This is a genomic window from Streptomyces sp. IBSNAI002 (genome assembly GCF_052244475.1).
Classification (GTDB): Bacteria; Actinomycetota; Actinomycetes; order Streptomycetales; family Streptomycetaceae; genus Streptomyces.
The window spans coordinates 265,660-281,829 of sequence record NZ_JBQPXG010000006.1 but is presented as its reverse complement, the minus strand read 5'-3'; the positions used below and the strand labels follow the sequence as shown (position 1 = coordinate 281,829).

8 protein-coding genes are annotated in these 16,170 nt (G+C 74.2%); all 8 read left to right on the top strand.

Translation table 11 applies throughout. The features are described 5' to 3' along the window. The first annotated feature begins 102 nt into the window (after window positions 1–102). The gene (locus ACTVZO_RS44385; RefSeq protein ID WP_443304293.1) at window positions 103–870 is read left to right on the top strand and encodes a thioesterase II family protein; all 768 of its coding nucleotides are present in this window, start codon (window positions 103–105) and stop codon (window positions 868–870) included. A 146-nt stretch (window positions 871–1,016) separates the two neighbouring features. Next, window positions 1,017–2,501: a methyltransferase gene (locus ACTVZO_RS44380; protein WP_443304292.1), complete on the top strand. Its 1,485-nt coding sequence runs from the start codon at window positions 1,017–1,019 to the stop codon at window positions 2,499–2,501. Window positions 2,502–2,517: 16 nt separating this feature from the next. Further along, the gene (locus ACTVZO_RS44375) at window positions 2,518–2,733 is read left to right on the top strand and encodes an MbtH family protein (RefSeq protein WP_443304291.1); all 216 of its coding nucleotides are present in this window, start codon (window positions 2,518–2,520) and stop codon (window positions 2,731–2,733) included. Between the two features lie 192 nt (window positions 2,734–2,925). Further along, window positions 2,926–3,384: a helix-turn-helix domain-containing protein gene (locus tag ACTVZO_RS44370; protein WP_443304290.1), complete on the top strand. Its 459-nt coding sequence runs from the start codon at window positions 2,926–2,928 to the stop codon at window positions 3,382–3,384. Window positions 3,385–3,451: 67 nt separating this feature from the next. Beyond that, window positions 3,452–4,696 carry a crotonyl-CoA carboxylase/reductase gene (gene ccrA, locus ACTVZO_RS44365; RefSeq protein WP_443304289.1) on the top strand — a complete coding sequence of 415 codons (1,245 nt, stop codon included), beginning with the start codon at window positions 3,452–3,454 and terminating at the stop codon, window positions 4,694–4,696. A gap of 267 nt (window positions 4,697–4,963) precedes the next feature. Beyond that, window positions 4,964–6,148, top strand: a complete 1,185-nt coding sequence (locus ACTVZO_RS44360; protein WP_443304288.1) for a cytochrome P450 — start codon at window positions 4,964–4,966, stop codon at window positions 6,146–6,148. 5 nt (window positions 6,149–6,153) lie between these two features. Beyond that, a complete protein-coding gene (locus ACTVZO_RS44355; RefSeq protein ID WP_443304287.1) occupies window positions 6,154–6,354 on the top strand; it encodes a ferredoxin in 201 nt (66 codons plus the stop codon). 91 nt (window positions 6,355–6,445) lie between these two features. Next, entirely contained in the window at window positions 6,446–16,141 is a 9,696-nt protein-coding gene (locus ACTVZO_RS44350; protein WP_443304286.1) for a type I polyketide synthase, read from the top strand. Window positions 16,142–16,170: the final 29 nt, after the last annotated feature.

Here is a 16,170-nt window from a genome sequence, read left to right as displayed (position 1 = left end):
GATGCCAGTCTCGCCGCGACGGCCCGGTGTTGTCCGAGGATCTTTCAGAGGTCAGTCAGGGTTGGCGCCCGTGGGCCGCGATGACTGGTCATCCTCACGTGCATGGGAACTGGAACTCACATGAAAAGCCCCTGGTTCGTCGGCGTTCCTCACGACGGCCCCAAGGGGTGCGTGCTGTACGCCTTTCCGCACGCGGGCGCCGGCGTGACCACGGTGCGCCCGCTGTGCGTCGAGCTCTCCGGCGCCTTCGACGCCTTCGCGGTGCGCCTCCCGGGCCGGGAGTCCCGGCTGGAGGAGCCGGCGGAGACCGTCATGAGCGAGCTCGCCGACAAGCTCGCCGGTGAACTGCTCCGCCACGCCGAGGGGCGGCCCGTGGTGCTGTACGGGCACTGCGCCGGCTCGACGATCGCCTACGAGGTGGCACGGCGCTTGGGCCCCGCCCGGGTGCGGGCCCTGGTCGTCTCCTCGAACCCGGCCCCCGGCAGCGTCCGCCGCGAGCCCACCTTCGCCCTGCCGCGGCCGGACTTCCTCGGGCAGGTCGTGGCGGACGGGTACCTCCCGGCGCAGCTCCTCGGCAACGAGGAACTGCTCGACATCGTCGAGCCCGCCCTGCGCGCCGACTACGAACTCGTCGAGACCCACGAGCTGGAGCTGTACGAGCGCGGCAGCGCCGAGCCCGTCGCGGTCCCGACCGTGGCCGTGTACGGCAGCGACGACCACACCGTCGAACGCGGCCAGCTCGAGGCCTGGTCGGCGCTCACCACGGGGCCGTTCCGGGTCGTGTCGCTGCCCGGCGGCAACGACCTGCCGACCAGCCGGCCGGCGGACCTGGCGGCGGCCATCGGCGAGGCGGTGGCGGCCCTCGCCTGACCACGGGCCCGGCGCCCGGTACCCGGTACCCGGTACCCCGCCGGGTCTGGCACACATCTGTCAGGCGGCCGGATGACCCGGCGCCCCGCTTCCTAGGGTGGGCTCCCGACCGACCCCGCGCACGAAGACCGGAAGGGAACAGCAGCATGGCGCCCCTCACGAACGCGCGACAGCGCCCCGCCAGCCCGTTCGAGGAGGCCGAGGCCGAGGCCGAGGCCGCGCTCCGCGGACAGGACGGCGTGGCGCAGGCGGCCGTGGTCTCCCGCGAGAACGGGCTCGGGGAGCGGCGCCTGGTGGCGTACGTCGTACCCGGGGTGCCGGACGCGGACGTGACCCGGCACGTCGAGAAGTGGCGTGCGGTCTACGACGAGATGTACGGCGACACCGTGCCGGACACCGGCGGGATCGGCGACGACTTCACCGGATGGAACAGCGCCTACACCCGCGAGCCCATCCCCCTGCCGCAGATGCGCCAGTGGCGCGCGTCCGCGGTGGACCGGGTGCGCGCCCTGGGGGCGCGCCGGGTCCTGGAGATCGGGGTGGGCTCCGGGCTCCTGCTCGGGCCGCTGGCCCCGCAGACCGAGGCCTACTGGGCCACCGACTTCTCCGAAGCGGTCATCGAGCGCCTCGGCGCCCAGGTCGCCGCGGACCCGCGGCTGAGGGACAGGGTGACGCTGCGCTGCCGGCCCGCCGACGCCGCCGAGGGACTGCCGGCGGAGTACTTCGACACGGTCCTCCTCAACTCGGTCGCGCAGTACTTCCCCGACGCCGCCTACCTGTCGGCCGTCCTGGACGTCGCGCTGCGGCGGCTCGCCCCGGGCGGCCGGATCCTCGTCGGCGACGTCCGAAACCTCGGCACCCTGCGGGAGTTGCTGACCGCCGTCCACCACGCCCAGCGCCCCGGTGACGAGCCGTCCGCCGTGCGGGCGGCGGTCGGCCGCGCCCTGCTCCGCGAGACGGAACTCCACCTCGATCCGGGCTTCTTCACCGACTGGGCCGACGCCCGCGACGACGTCGTGGCCGTGGACGTCCGGCTCAAGCCCGGACCGGACGGGAACGAGCTCACCCGCCACCGCTACGAAGCCGTCCTGCACAAGGGGCCGGGCAGGCCTGCGCACCTCGCGGACGTCCCCGCCGTCACCTGGGGCGCGGACGTGCACGAGCTGTCCGGCCTGGAGGCCGGGCTGGCCCGGCACGGCGGCCGCCTGCGGCTGACCCGGATACCGAACGCCAGGCTGATGAGCGAGGCCGCCGAATGCGGGGCCCCCGCCCCGGCGGAGGGCGCACCCCTCGACCCGCACGCGCTGGAGGCCTGGGGCGAGGAGCACGGCCGCACCGTCCTGTGCACCTGGTCCGCCGAGGCGCCCGGCTGGTTCGAGGCGGTGATCGTGCCCGCGGACGGCACGCACCGCTACGGCGGGGTGTACCGGCCCCTGGACACCCGGGCCAGGCCGCTCGCCAACGTGCCCGGCGCGTCCCGCCGGGCGTCGAGGCTGCCGGCGGTGCTGCGCCGGGACCTGGCGGCCGAACTGCCCGGCCACCTGGTGCCGGACGACATCGTGGTCCTCACCCACCTGCCGCTGACCCCCGACGGCACGGTCGACCGCGCCGCACTCCCCGAACCGACGTAGAGGCAGTGGAGGACACATGGCTGTGAACCCGTTCGACGACGAGGACGGCGAGTTCCACGTGGTGGTCAACGACGAGGAGCAGCACGCGCTGTGGCCCACGTTCGCCGCCGTGCCCGACGGCTGGCGCGTCGTGGCCGGGCCGGCGGACCGGGCGCGGAGCATCGCGTACGTCGAGGAGAACTGGACCGACCTGCGGCCCCGGAGCCTGCGCGAGGCGGCGCCGCAGACCTGAGGCGGGCCGCCCGTGACCACGGACTCGACCGGCGCTCGTCCGTCCCGAGAGGTCCATGGGTTTCGGTGGGTCGGACCGGATGTACGTGGGTTGTACAGGGAGGACGTGCCCGTGGGCGTTCGAAATTCCGACGTCGTCTTCGTCCGTTGGCCGGCGCAGGCGGATCTGAGAACCCGCTGCCGGCAAGAGGGAATGCCGCGCCTGCTCGTCGTCGAGGCGGGCGCGCAGCCTCCGATCAGCAACGACCCGGTCGAGGACTGGGTGCGCCCCCCGGTCTCCCGGGACGACCTCGAAGCCCGGGTCACCGCCTTGCAGAGCCGCTTCGACAGCAACCGGGTACCGACGCTCGACTCGACCGGCACCCTGAGCTTCGGTCACCACTCCATCACCGTCTCCAGCACGCAGACGGAGCTGATGCGGCTGCTCGTCGACCGCTTCGGCGACGTCGTGCACCGCTCCGAGTTCGTGCAGCGCTTCGCCCTGCAGGCGCTGACGCTGAACAGGAACGCGCTCGACCTGCACATCATGCGGCTGCGCCGCCGGCTCCTGCCCATCGAACTGTCCATCCGGACCGTGTGGGGGCGGGGCTACATGCTGGAGAACGCGGTGTCCGCCGAGGCCGTCCCGGTGACGAACGCCTCCGGTGTCTGACCGTGCCGCATCCGACAGAGCGCAGGGACCAACCGACCCATCGACACCGGAGGTTACCGTGGACTCCTTGACGACCAGCACCCTCTACGAGGTGGGCGATCTGCCCCCGCTCGGGACCGTACCCCGCACCATGTACGCATCGGTCATCCGCCCGGAACGGTACGGGGCCCCGGCTTCGGCCTTCCGTACGGAGGTGGTGGAGACGCCCGAGGTGCCGCCCGGGTTCGTCCTCGTCGCCGTGATGGCCGCCGGCATCAACTACAACAACGTCTGGGCGGCCAAGGGGCATCCCGTGGACGTCGTGGCGGCACGTCAGCGGCAGGGCAACACGGAGCCCTTCCACGTCGGCGGATCGGATGCCTCCGGGATCGTCTGGAAGGTCGGAGAGGGCGTCCGGCAGGTCAAGGTCGGGGAGGAGGTCATCGTCTCGGCCGGTCTGTGGGACGAGCAGGACCCCGATGTCCGGCTCGGCGTGGATCCCATGCTCGCGGCGTCGCTCAAGGCGTGGGGCTACGAATCGAACTGGGGCTCCTTCGCGCAGTTCGCCCTGGTGGCCGACTTCCAGTGTCTGCCCAGGCCCGCCCGGCTGGGCTGGGCGGAATCCGCCGGGTTCCTGCTGACCGGAGCGACGGCGTACCGGCAGCTCAACGGCTGGGCGCCCAACACGGTGCAGCCCGGGGACGGAGTCCTCATCTGGGGCGGCTCCGGCGGCCTCGGCTCCATGGCCATCTCCCTGACCCGGCAGATGGGCGGCAGGCCCATCGCCGTCGTGTCCTCACCGGAGAAGGCCAAGTACTGCCTCGACCTGGGCGCCGCGGGCGTCATCGACCGGACCAAGTTCAGCCACTGGGGACGCGTGCCCGAGGCCGGCACCGAAGCGCACAAGCGGTGGACCGCGGACCTTCGGGCCTTCGGGCGGGAGATCTGGGACATCCTCGGCGAGAAGGCGTCTCCCAAGATCGTTTTCGAGCATCCCGGCAGCGACACCATCCCCACGTCGGTCTACGTGTGCGGTACGGGCGGCATGATCGTGATCTGCGGGGCCACGTCCGGCTTCAACGTGGACGTCGACCTCAGGTACCTGTGGATGAGGCAGAAGCGGCTCCAGGGATCCCACTTCGCCAATCCGCGCGAGTGCCTCGCCGTGACCCGCCTCGTCGACATGGGCCTCCTCGACCCGCACCTGGGCCACACGTACGCCTTCGAGGAGATCGGCCGGGCCCATCAGGACCTGCTGGAGGGCGTACAGGCTCCGGGTAATTCGGCCGTACTGGTCGGTGCGACGAACAATCCCGGCCTCGGCGACCGCTGAGCCGTCGCAGCAACCCTCGGGAAGTATTCAGGAAATCCTCGGGGGTCGCTCGAAGGGCAGTTGTGCCGCAATCGTGAGAAAGCTGCATACGGCACGAATGGACAGATCGAGATCCGGGTTGTCTGGCATCATCGAGTCACGCCGATCCGCGGGGTATTTCCCGAAGCCGAGGGAATTGCATTTCCGCGGCACGGCGTGACCGGATGTCCTCCGAGCAGGGGTTCCGCCTGGGCCGGCCGAACAGGCCCTTACAACCACGGAGTCGACTTGACCAGGACCGATCTGCAGCCGGTGGCGTTCCCCACCGGGCGCACCTGCCCCTTCAGCCCGCCCCCGAAGCTGACCGAGCTGCGGGACGAGCACCCGGTGAGCAGACTGGCCTACCCCGACGGTACCGAAGGCTGGCTGGTCACCGGGTACGCCGCCGCGCGTGCCGTCCTGAACGACCCCCGGTTCAGCTCCCGCGGAGAGCACCGCCGGATGGCGGTGGGGGAGGGCGCCCCGGGGCCGACGAGGCCGGGTGTCTTCATCTTCATGGACCCCCCGGAGCACAGCCGGTTCCGGAAGCTGTTCACCGGTGAATTCACCGTACGGCGGACCAGGAACCTGGAACCGAAGGTGGAGCGGATCACCGCGGACCGGATAGCCGCGATGCGGGAGATCGGCCCCCCGGCGGATCTCGTGCGCGAATTCGCCCTGCCGATTCCCTCGCTGGTGATATGCGAGCTGCTGGGCGTTCCGTACGAGGACCACGCGTTCTTCCAGCGGCATTCGGAAACCATGCTCGACTACGACCGCTCGATGGACGAGGTCGTGGAGGCATTCCAATTGATGGCGGAATTCCTGACCCGGCTGATCCGCCTCAAGCGAGAGCGGCCGCAGGACGACCTGCTGAGCCGGGTCGCCGCCTCCGACCTCAACGACGAGGAGGCCGCGGGTTCGGCGATGCTCGTCCTCACGGCGGGCCACGAGACCACCGCGAAGATGCTGGGACTCGGCACGTACCTGCTGCTCTCCCGGCCGGAGCAACTGGCGCTGCTGCGCCGGGACCCGTCCCTGATCGACGGCGCGGTCGAGGAGATGCTGCGCTACCTGAGCATCGTCCAGTTCGGGATCATCCGCGGAGCCGTGCAGGACGTCGAGCTGGAGGGCCGGCTGATCCGGGCGGGCGAGGTCGTGACCGTGGCCCTGTCCGCGGCCAACCGCGACGGCGAGGCCTTCCAGGACCCGGACGCACTCGACCTGACCCGCAGCGCCGGCCGGCACCTCGGCTTCGGCTACGGCGTGCACCAGTGCGTGGGACAGCAGCTCGCCCGGGTCGAAATGCGGGTGGCCTTCGGCCAGTTGATCCGCGAGTTCCCCGGCCTGCACCTCGCCGCCTCGCCCGAAGAGATCGAGACGACCCACCTGTCGTCGATGTACGGCGTGCGGCGCCTGCCCGTCGGCTGGTGACGGCCGTGAGAGTCGAAGTCGACGCGGACAAGTGCTGCGGCGCGGGCATGTGCGCCCTCACCGAGCCCCTGGTGTTCGACCAGAGCCCGGTGGACGGGACCGTCGTGCTGCTCACCCCGCATCCGCCCGAGGAACTGTGGGACAGCGTCGAGGAGTGCGTGCGGGTGTGCCCCGCACAGGCGATCAGCCTCGACGAGACCGCGTAGGGACCGGGCGGCCGGCCACGGCCCGCCCCGGACCCCGGCACCGCCGGCGCGGACCACCGTGCCTTTCACCTGCCCGAAGTGAGGATGCGTGATGAACGCCGACGACATTGCCATCATCGGACTCGGCTGCCGCCTCCCCGGCGGGATCGATTCCCCCGAGGCGCTCTGGCAGGGCCTGCTGGACGGGATCGACGCCATCGGCGAGGTCCCCCCGCAGCGGTGGAGAGCCGATGACTGGCATGACGTCGACCCCTCGGCGCCCGGCAGGATGACGACCCGCTGGGGCGGGTTCCTGGACGACGTCGCGGGGTTCGACGCCGCGTTCTTCGGCATCTCGCCCACCGAGGCCGCCCAGATGGACCCGCAGCAGCGCGTCGCCCTGGAGGTCGCCTGGGCCGCGGTCGAGGACGCCAGGATCCGGACCGACCGGCTCGCCGAAACGGCCACCGGCGTGTTCTTCGGCACCATGTGGCAGGAGTACCACCTGGCCACCGGAGCGTCCGCCGCCGAGATCCGCACCCACACCGCCATCGGCACGGACACCTCGATCATCCCGGCCCGCATCGCCTACGCCCTCGACCTGCGCGGCCCCGTGATGTCCATCGGCACCGGATGCAGCTCCTCCCTCGTCGCCGTCCACCAGGCGGTCCGCAGCCTGCGCTCCGGCGAATCGGACCTGGCGCTGGCGGGCGGAGTCAGCCTCATCCTCCACCCGCACACCACCGTCGCGATGTCCAAGTTCGGCACGCAGAACCCCGACGGGCAGTGCCGCGCCTTCGACGCGGACGCCAACGGATACGTACGGGGCGAAGGCTGCGGCGTCGTCGTCCTGCGCCGGCTCGGCGACGCCCTGCGGCACGGCGACCGGATCTACGCGGTCATCCGCGGCAGCGCCGTCAACAACGACGGCACCACCGACGGCCTGGCCACCCCCGGCGCCGACACACAGGCCGAAGTGCTGCGCTCGGCCTGGCGGGAGGCCGGCACCGCCCCGGGCCTGGTGTCGTACGTGGAAGCCCACGGCACGGGGACCCGCCGGGGCGACCCGGTCGAGGCCGCCGCCCTGGGCAGCGTGTTCGGCGACGGCAGGAAGGCCGGGCAGCCGCTGCGGATCGGGTCGGCCAAGACCAACTTCGGCCACCTCGAACCGGCCGCCGGCGTGGTCGGCGTACTCAAGACCTCCCTGGCCCTCTTCCACGGCGAGCTGCCCCCCAGCCTGCACTTCCGCCGCCCCAACCCGGACATCGACTTCGACGCGGCGCAGCTGGCCGTGGTCACCGACCGGCAGCCGTGGCCCGAGGGAGCGCGCCTGGCCGGAGTCAGCAGCTTCGGCTACGGCGGCACCAACGCCCACCTCGCGCTCGCCGGGCCGCCCGCGCGGCCCGCCGACGTCCGGGAACCCGCCGCGCCGACGCGGATCCCCTGGGTGCTGTCCGCGCGCTCCCAGGAGGCCCTGCGGGAACGCGCCCGCCGGCTGCGCGCCCACCTCGCCGCGCACCCCGGCCTCTCGGCCGCCGACATCGGCTTCTCCCTGGCCGCGACGCGCGCCGACCACGAGCACCGGGCCGTCCTCCTCGGACGGGACACCGCGGACCTGAGCCGCGGGCTGGAGGCCCTCGCGTCCGGAGCCCAGGTGCCGGACCTGGTCGTCGGATCCGGCCGCGGCCGCGGCCCGGTGCTGATGTTCGCCGGACAGGGCGCGCAGTGGGCCGGCATGGCCACGGAACTGCTCGACTCCTCACCGGTGTTCGCCGAACGGTTCGCGCAGTGCGAGACGGCGCTGGGACCGTACGTGGACTGGAAGCTCACCGAGGTGATCGGGGACGCGGACGCCCTGGAACGGGTGGACGTCGTCCAGCCCGCCCTGTGGGCGGTGATGGTGTCCCTGGCCCGGCTGTGGAAGCACTTCGGCGTCGACCCGGAGGTGCTGCTCGGCCACTCGCAGGGCGAGATCGCCGCGGCCTGCGTGTCCGGCGCGCTGTCGCTCGAGGACGCGGCGGCCGTGGTGGCGCTGCGGGCCCGGGCCATCCGCCGCGGTCTGGCGGGCCGGGGCGGCATGGTCTCGCTGGTGTGCTCGCGGGCCGACGCGCTGCGGCTGACCGGGCGGTGGCCGGACCGGCTGTCGGTGGCGGCCGTCAACGGGCCCCGGAGCACGGTGGTCTCCGGCGATCCGCAAGCGCTCGACGAACTGCTCGCGCACTGCGGATCCGCCGGGATCCGCGCCAAGCGGGTCCCGGTCGACTACGCCTCGCACTCGGCGCAGGTGGAGGCCATCCGCGAGGACATCCTCACGGACCTGGCCGGGATCCGGCCGCGCCCCGGGGCGGCCGGCTTCTTCTCCACCGTCGACGTCGGCCGGACCGACACCGCGGCCCTGGACGCGGCCTACTGGTACCGGAACCTGCGCTCCACGGTCGAACTCGACGCGTGCGTGCGCGAACTGGCCGCCGAGGGCCGCAGCGTGTTCATCGAGTGCACCCCGCACCCCGTGCTCACCATGGGCGTGGAGGAGAGCGCCGAGGTGCGCACCGTCGGAACGCTGCGCAGGCAGGAGGGCGGCCGCTTCCTGACGGCCCTGGCCGAGGCGTACGCCGCCGGGGTGGACGTCGACTGGAGCCGCGCCTTCGAGCGGGCGAACACCGTGGACCTGCCCACGTACCCCTTCCGGCACCAGCGGTACTGGATCGACGGCGCGGCGGACGGCGGCGGGCCGACCGAGGACGCGCCGTTCTGGGACGCGGTGGGCCGCGAGGACCTCGACGGGGTGGCCCGCACCCTGGGCCTCGACCCGGACGCCCTCGCCCCCGTCCTGCCCGCCCTGGCCTCCTGGCGCAGGCGGCGCACCTCGGAGTCCGTCGTGGACGGCTGGGAGTACCGGGCCGGCTGGACGGAGGTTCCCGGACCCGCGGTGCGCCCGGGCGACTGGCTGGCCCTCGCGCCCGCCGGCGACGCCTGGGCCCGCTCGGTGGCCGGGGCGCTGACCGGGCAGGGCCTGCGCGTCACCCTCATGGAGCTCGAACCCGGCCTCGACCGGGGTGCGCTCGCCGCCCGGCTGCGCGGCACGGCCTGCGACGGCGTGCTCTGCCTGTCGGCGGGTCAGGACGGGCCGTACGCCGGGTACACGGGGGTTCCCGCGGGCTACGCGGCGGCCCTGACCGCCGTGCAGGCGCTGGGGGACGCGGGCGTGAGCGCCCCCCTGTGGTGCGTGACGCGTGACGCCGTCGCCGTCGTCGGGGGCGCGGCCGCGGCCGCGGCCGCGGCCGCGGACGGGACGGTCGATCCTGACGGGTCCCTGGTGTGGGGGCTGGGGCGGGTCGTCGCCCTGGAGCACTCCGAGCGCTGGGGCGGCCTGGTCGACCTGTCCGCCGCGTACGACCCCGCGGTACTGGCCGGGCTGCTCACCGGCGACCACGGCGAGGACCAGATCGCGATACGGGGCTCCGTGCCCTACGGCCGCAGGCTGGTCCGCGCCGCCGCCGCGGGACCGGCCCGCGGCTGGAGCCCCGCGGGGACGGTGCTGATCACCGGCGGAACGGGCGCGCTCGGCTCCGAGGTCGCGCGCCGGCTGGCCGGTCAGGGCGCCGAACACCTGGTGCTGGTCAGCCGGAGCGGGCCGGACGCCCCGGGGGCGCGGGCCCTCACCGCCGACCTGCGAAGGCTCGGGGCCGGCGTCGAGATCGTCGCCTGCGACGTCGCCGACCGGGACGCGGTCCGCGGGCTCGTCGAGCGGACCCGGCCCGACGCGGTGGTGCACGCCGCCGGAGCCCTGCACGACGCGCTCGTCCAGGACCTCACCCCCGACCTGGTCGAGGCGGCCCTGCGGGTCAAGGCACAGGGTGCGTGGAACCTGCACGAACTCGCCCCCGGACTCGACGCGTTCGTGCTCTTCTCCTCGTGGGGCGCGACCGTCGGCGTCCCCGGCCAGGGCAACTACGCGCCCGGCAACGCCTATCTGGACGGCCTGGCGGCGCTGCGCCACGGCCAGGGGCTGCCCGCGACCTCGGTGGCCTGGGGCCCGTGGGCCGGGGACGGGATGGCGCGGGGGCCGGTGAAGGAGGTCCTCGACCGCCACGGCGTACCCGCGATGGCACCGGATCTGGCCCTGCTGGCCCTGGACCGGGCCGTGGCCTCCGCGGAAGCCTGCGTCACCGTGGCGGACGTGCGCTGGGACCGGTTCCGTACGGTGTTCACGGCCACCCGCCCCAGCGCCCTGCTCGCCGACCTGCCCGACGGCCTGGACGCCTCGGCCGTGCAGGAGCCCGAGTTCCGGCGGCGCCTGGCCGCACTCCCCGCGGACGGCCGGAAGCGCGCCGCACGGGAGGAGGTCAGGGCGCAGACCGCCCTCGTGCTCGGCCATGCGGCGCCGGAGGCGGTGGACGTCGAGCGGACCTTCAGGGAACTCGCCTTCGACTCGGTCCTCGGCGTCGAACTGCGCAACAGGCTGGGCGCGGTGACCGGACTGCGGCTGCCCACCACGCTGATCTTCGACCACCCCACGCCCGCGCAGGTCGCCGCGCACATCCTCGACGCGTACCTGGAGCAGGAGGCCGCCGAGGCCGGCGAGCCCGCCGAGCCCGCCGGGGCCGCCGAGTCCGCCGCGGAGCCCGCCCCGGCAGCCACCGCCCCCGCTCCCGCCGCCAACGCCGACGCCGACGCCGCCGAGCCCATCGCGATCGTCGCCATGAGCTGCCGGTTCCCCGGCGGAGTCCGCGACCCGGAGGGCTTCTGGCGGCTGCTCGCCGACGGCGGGGACGCCATCACCCCGTTCCCCGAGGACCGGGGCTGGGACCTGTCCGCGCTCTACCACCCGGACCCCGACCACCCCGGTACGAGCTACGTCCGCGAAGGCGGCTTCGTGGCCGCCGCCGAATTCGACCCGGAGTTCTTCGGGATCAGCCCCCGCGAGGCACTGACCATGGACCCGCAGCAGCGGATCCTCCTGGAGGGGTCCTGGGAGCTGCTGGAGCGGGCCGGGATCGCACCGGCCGCGCTGAAGGGCAGCGACACCGGGATCTACCTGGGCACCAACGGCCAGGACTACGCCTCGCTGGGCACCCCGCACGGCTCCGAGGGGTTCGGGCTCACCGGAAGCGCCGCCAGCGTGGTCTCCGGCCGCGTCTCCTACGCACTGGGCCTGGAGGGGCCCTCCGTCACGGTGGACACCGCGTGCTCGGCCTCGCTGGTCGCCGTCCACCTCGCCGCGCAGGCCCTGTCGAGGGGCGAGTGCACGATGGCCGTCGCCGGCGGCGCCACCGTGATGGCGACACCGAGACTGTTCGTCGGGTTCAGCCGGCAGCACGGCCTCGACCCCCACGGACGGTGCCGCGCCTTCTCGGACGGCGCCTCCGGCACGGCACTGGCCGAGGGCAGCGGACTGCTGCTGCTGGAGAAGCTGTCCGACGCGCGGCGCAACGGGCATCCCGTACTGGCCGTGATCCGCGGTTCGGCCGTCAACCAGGACGGCACCTCCAACGGGCTCACCGCGCCCAACGGCCGGGCCCAGCAGCAGGTCATCCGCAAGGCACTCGCCGCGGCCGGGCTCGAAGCCTCCGACGTGGACGTCGTGGAGGCCCACGGCACCGGCACGACCCTGGGCGACCCCATCGAGGCACGCGCGCTCCAGGCCACCTACGGGGCCTGCGGCCGGCCGGTGTGGCTGGGCTCGGTGAAGTCCAACATCGGGCACACGCAGGCGGCGGCGGGCGTGGCCGGCGTGATCAAGATGGTGCTGGCCATGAACCACGGCACGGTGCCCCGTACCCTGCACGCCGACACCCCCTCCCGCCACGTCGACTGGTCGGAGGGCTCCCTCCGGCTGGCCACCGACCCGGTCGCCTGGGAGGCGGACGGCCCGCGGCGGGCGGGCGTGTCCTCGTTCGGCATCAGCGGCACCAACGCCCACCTGATCCTCGAACAGCCCACCGACGCCGAGGAACCGGCGACCGGAACCGGCGAACCGCCGGCCGGCCCCCGTCCCGCCCTGCTGCCCTGGACCCTGTCCGCGCGGACCCCGCACGCCCTGCGCGAGCAGGCGTCCCGGCTCGCCCTCCAGGTCGGGACGCACCCCGGCACCGACCCGGCCGACCTGGCGTTCTCCCTGGCCACCTCGCGCACCTCCTTCCGGGAACGCGCCGTCGTCCTCGGCCGCGACACCGGCGACCTGCTCGCCGGGCTGCGTGCGATCACCGACGGGGCCTCCTCGGCCTCCGTGGTGGAGGGGACGGCGGACGACGGCCGGACGGCGTTTGTCTTCGCCGGACAGGGAACCCAGCGCCCGGGCATGGGAGCCGATCTGCGCGCGGCGTACCCGGTGTTCGACGCCGCGTGGCGGGAGATCTCCGCCGGACTCGACCGCCACCTGCGCCTTCCGCTCGCCGAGGTCATCGACGACCCGGACGCGCTGCGCCGCACCGAGTTCACCCAGCCCGCGCTGTTCGCCTTCGAGGTGGCGGTGTTCCGGCTCCTCGAGAGCTGGGGCCTCACCCCGGACCTGGTGCTCGGACACTCCGTCGGGGAGATCTCCGCCGCACACGTGGCGGGCGTGCTCTCCCTGCAGGACGCCTGCGCGCTGGTCGCCGCCCGCGGCCGGCTGATGCAGGCCCGGCCGGACACCGGCGTGATGCTCGCCCTCCAGGCCACCGAGCACGAGGTGACCCCGCTGCTGTCCGCGCGGGTGGACCTCGCCGCGGTCAACGGCCCGCGGTCCGTGGTGATCGCCGGTGACGCCGACGCCGTGGACGAGGTGGCCGGGCGGTTCACCGGACGCCGCACCAAGCGGCTCAACGTGTCCCACGCCTTCCACTCCGCGCACATGGACGGCATGCTCGACGCGTTCCGCGGTGTGGCCGAGGGGCTCACCTTCCATCCGCCGCGCATCGCACTGCTGACGAACCTGACCGGCCGGACCGTGACCGACTGCGGCCCCGACCACTGGGTGCGCCAGGTGAGGCAGCCGGTCCGGTTCGCCGACGCGATCCGTACCGCACTCGGCGAAGGGGTCACCCGGTTCCTCGACATCGGCCCCGACGGAACCCCCGCCGCCATGATCGAGGACTGCCTCGACGGCGTCGAAGCCGTCGTGGTCCCGGCCCAGCGCGCCGACCGGTCCGGCCCCGAGGCACTGACCCTCGCGGTCGCCCGGGCGCACACCGCGGGTGCCGGGCCGGACTGGGCCCCGCTGCTGGGCGGGGGACGCCGCCGCGTCGGCCTTCCCACCTACGCCTTCCAGCGCAGGCGCTTCTGGCCGGACGGCTCCGGCGCCGGGCACCCGTGGCTGACCGAGGTCACCGAACTCGCCGACGGCGGCTGGGTGCTGTCCGGCCGGGTGTCCGCGTCGACCCAGCCCTGGCTGGCCGACCACGTGGTCTTCGGCACCGTCGTCGTACCCGGCACCGCGCTGCTGGACATGGTCCTCGCGGGCGCCGGCCGGGCCGGAGCGGCCGGTGTCGGCGAGCTGACCCTGTCGCGGCCCATGGTGCTGGAGGACGCGGTCCACGTACAGGTCAGGATCGGCCCCGCCGACGGCGGACGGCGACCGGTGACCCTGCACGGCAAGGCGGAGGGCACGGGCACCTGGAGCACCCACGCCGAGGGCGTGCTGGTGGACGCGTTCGGCCCGGAGCCCGCCGACTGGTCGGTGCCCGCGCTGCCCACCGTGGACCTCGCCGGCTTCTACGAGGGCTTCGCCGCCCAGGGCGTCGACTACGGCGCCGCCTTCCACGGCGTGGCCGAACTGCGCGGGCAGCACGGGACCGCCTGCGGCGTGGTCCGGCTGCCGTCCGGCGAGCCGGGCGGCTTCGGGGTCCACCCGGCCCTGCTGGACGCGGCCCTCCAGGTGATGCGCGCGGTGGTCCCGGCCACCGCGGAGGCCCAGCTCCCCTTCCAGTTCACCGACGTCCGCCTGTACGCCACGGGAGCCACCGAGCTCCGCGTCCGGGTGGACGTCGCCGACGACGGGATCCGGGCCGTGATCACCGACCCCGCCGGGGCGCCGGTGGCGTACGTCGGCGCCCTGCGGCTGCGCCCGGTCAGCGCCGGCCTGCTGCGTGCCGCCCTCACCGTCCCCGACCTCTACCGCGTGGCCTTCCGGCCCGTACCGCAGGTGCCCGCGGTGGCGGAGCCGGTCCGGGTGCTGGGCCGCGGCCCGGTGTCCGAAGCCCTCGGCGTGACGCCGTCCGAGACGGTCACGGGAGACGGCCCGCGCCGGATCCTCATCGACGCCACCGGGCACGCCGAGGGCGTCGCCGCCGCCCACGAGTCGGCCGCACGCGCGCTGGACCTGCTGCGCCGGCTGGTGCCCCGCAGGGACGCCGAGCTCGTGTGGATCACCCGGGACAGCATCGCCGCACGCCCCGGCGACCGGGTGCGCGGCCTCGCCCAGGCCCCCCTGTGGGGGCTGCTGCGGGCGGCGCGGCGCGAGCACCCGGAGGCGGCCATCCGGATCGTCGACTGCGACCGGATCGACGCCCCGGCGCTGCTGTCGGCACTGTCCGTGTCCGGCGAGCCGGAACTCGCCGTCAGGGGCGGAGAGTTCCTCGCACCCCGGCTGACCGCGGCGGGCGCCGCCGGCGCCGCCGGTGCGGCCGGACCCGCCGCTACCGCGGCCCCCGCCGGCTCGGTGGCCGACGGAACGGTGCTGATCACCGGCGGCACCGGCGAACTCGGCAGGGCGGTCGCCCGGCACCTGGTGACCGAGCACGGGGTCCGCGACCTGGTGCTGACCTCGCGCAGCGGCCCCGCGCACCCGGATGCCGGACGCCTGGTCGCGGAACTGACCGGAGCCGGTGCGCGATCCGTCCGGGTGCGGGCCTGCGACGTCTCCGACCAGGGCCAGGTGGCCGGCGTACTGTCCTCGGCCGACGACTGGTCGGCGGTACTGCACCTCGCCGGTGTACTCGACGACGGCCTGCTGCTCGACTACGACGAGCGGCGCCTGCGCACGGTGCTGGCCCCCAAGCTGGACGGGGCCGCGCACCTGGCGGAACTCACCGCGGATCTGGGCCTGTCGGCGTTCGTCCTGTTCTCCTCCATCTCCGGAACCCTCGGCTCCGCCGGGCAGGGCGCGTACGCCGCGGCCAACGCCTACCTGGACGCCCTCGCCGCCCGCAGCGGCGGGACCAGTCTGGCCTGGGGGCTGTGGGAGCAGGCGGGCTCCGGAATGACCGCACACCTCACGGAGGCCGAACTGGGGCGCCTGCGCAGGCAGGGCATCGCACCGCTGCCCGTCGCCAAGGCCCTGCGGCTGCTGGACCGCGCCCTGCGCTCGCCGGACGGCAACCTCGTCCCGGTCAGGCTCGACCTCGCGGCGCTGGAAGGCGAACCCCCGGCGCTGCTGCGGGCACTGGTCCGGCCGGCGCTGCGCCGCGCCGGCGAAGACCCGGCGGGGGGCGGGCTGCGCAAGCGCCTGGAGGGCAAGGCGCCCGACGAGCAGGCCGCATCGGTCACCAGGCTGGTGCTGGAGGAGGCCGCCGTGGTCCTCGGGCTGCCCGGCCCCGGAGGGCTCAGGAGCAAGGCCGTACTGAAGGACCTCGGCCTCGATTCGCTGATGGCCATGGAGCTGCGGCGCAGGCTCGCGAACGCGGCCGAGGTGCCGCTGCCCGCGAGCCTCGCCTTCGACCACCCGACCCCGGCGGACATCGCGGAGCTGCTGATGAGGCGCATGGGGATCGATCGAGCGGAGTCCGGGACGGAGCCGGAACCGGAGGCGTCACCGGACCCGGCCGCGCCGGCGCCGGCCCGGTCGGTCGCCGAGCTCGGCGCCGAGCTCGACGCCCTCCTCGAACTCTAGAAGCTTCCACACCCCGCACTTCCCGGAAG